1 protein-coding gene is annotated in these 1,709 nt (G+C 62.4%); it reads right to left on the reverse strand.

All coding sequences use genetic code 11. The annotated features are described in order from the left end of the window. Window positions 1–998: 998 nt before the first annotated feature. On the reverse strand, window positions 999–1,709 hold a 711-nt coding region (locus tag IEY38_RS21130; RefSeq protein ID WP_229775429.1), incomplete at its 5' end, for a rolling circle replication-associated protein.

The raw sequence follows: 1,709 nt of genomic DNA on the forward strand, positions 1-1,709 counted from the left end.
ACGAATTACACCGGAACGGGGCGATTTCGCCACTCTCAGACTCCAACTCCATATTCCGGTATATCTCGCGGCAATCGTACCGGTCGGATTCGCCCTGGTCCTCGCCAGTTTTCGTCAAATCTAGGTGGTCACCTAACTCGCTTTGCTCGGTCTGGCACGATACAGACTCTCTTGAGATGTTCTTACCGTCGTCAAGTGAAGGACCGCTACCGCGACCGCTGCCGCTCACGAGACCCCTCCCTTCGGTCGGGTCTTCCGGCCCGGCTTCCGGGTCGGCCCGCAGGGGGCCGCTTCCGGCGGCTCCGGCCCTCTCGCGCCTCGGGGCGCTCGGCGCTCGTTCGCTCGCTTCACTCGCTCACCGGCCCGTCGCTCACCGGCCCTCGTGGCGGCTGTGGGGGCAGCCGCCAGCAGGTGCCTCTGGCTATGTTGCCGTTCTGGTAGGTTTTCAGGACAACACTGTACTAGTGGGAAACTATCAGGTTCCGTATAGAAGCGGCTCCCAGAGCATCTAGATTTATACCTCTGAATCGTCTCAGGACTAGATGACCTATCAGCAACGGGTCGCTTCTCGGCCGGTGGGACGGCCGGGTCATCCAGCCCCGGTGGAACGGGGCTTATCACGGTTTAACTGACTTTGAGACACATCTACCGGGTAGCGACTTAACTGTGGTGCCCTTACGCCGTCCCGTGCGTCCCGCTGACGGCGCGGGGCTGCTCGGACCCACAAGGGGCCCGTCGCAGCCACCGACGCGCGCAGCGCGCCGCTGACGGCCGTACACGGCCGTCAGGTACTGACCGAAGGGCACTGTGGGTGGCACGGTCGGTGGGTGGTAAACGCCGGCCACCCATTTCCACAGTACAGAGCCTCTACCGGCCAGCGCGGAGTTAGACTATGGGTGCCGAGACCGGCCCGCTACGGTCTGCCGCAGCCGGCGCGCTCGGTGGTCGCTCGCTTCGCTCGCTCTGCCTTCGCTGGCCCCGGTTCCGGCCTTCCTCGCTCAGTCAGGTGGATCGAGGCCGGGCACTCTCCCCTCAATGCGCTGGCGGTACAGGTCAGTCGATGTAACTTCACGACGAAGCGGCCCGTCGCCGGACACCTTCGACACTTCATGGTCGTCCATGAGCAGGTCCCAGTCCTCTTCAGGCTCTTCAGATGACCCACGGACGGCCAAGTCGATGTCCTGACTACTGCCGTACCGTCTCGCGCCGTCAGGTAGGTCGTGAAGCGCCCCCTTGGTCAGGTACTTCGTGACGTACTTCGCGGCATTCCTCGCATTCACTCGCCGGATGTCCACGACCTCGCCGAGGCCGACCCGTTGGGCGGTCTTCGACAACATGGCTTGAGGCAGATAGCGGTCTACCAGCAGGTGCAGGTGCGGGTTATCGCTCTCACCCTCTTCACGAATCCACACGAACGACATTCCGGGGTACTGGTCCTTTATCTCCGTTCTCAGGGCATTCCACCGCTCGGTCAGGTACTGGTGCTGTTCATCCTGACCGTCCGGCGCGACCTCCTCGTCGAGCGTGATAGTCAGAAGTCTCCGCAGTTCGGGGCGCTCCTCGATGAGTCTGTCCAGCTCCTCGATGAGGTTACAGCGCATTCGGTGGGCGCAACAGTAGCAATCCCACGAATTACACCGGAACGGGGCGATTTCGCCACTCTCAGACTCCAACTCCATATTCCGGTATATCTCGCGGCAATCGTACCG

This window comes from Haloarcula sebkhae, assembly GCF_014647415.1.
GTDB classification, from domain to species: Archaea; Halobacteriota; Halobacteria; order Halobacteriales; family Haloarculaceae; genus Haloarcula; species Haloarcula sebkhae.